Annotated in this window: 1 pseudogene; it reads left to right on the top strand. The window is 36.4% G+C overall.

Annotation, left to right across the window (positions count from 1 at the left end):
• A pseudogene (locus ELQ11_RS09805) lies at positions 1 to 264 on the top strand (arginine--tRNA ligase); the annotation flags it as partial.

Here is a 264-nt window from a genome sequence, read left to right on the forward strand (position 1 = left end):
GTGGAATATCCTGAGCAGTATTATAAGGGTGATTATATCACAGATCTTGCAAAGGAAGCCTATGAACACTTTTCTCAAGATTTTTTCAGCGAGGAAAATATCCCTGCTTTAGCAGATTGGGCTAAAGATAAAATGCTTGTTTTGATTAAAGATAATTTAAATCAGGCAAATATTCAAATCGATGCTTACGCTAGCGAAAGATCTTATTATGGTGCCTTAGAAGCAACACTATTGGCCTTAAAAGAGCATGGTGGTGTTTACGAG

The sequence above is a fragment of the Campylobacter sp. US50a genome (genome assembly GCF_004379015.1).
In the GTDB taxonomy this organism is placed as follows: Bacteria; Campylobacterota; Campylobacteria; order Campylobacterales; family Campylobacteraceae; genus Campylobacter_D; species Campylobacter_D jejuni.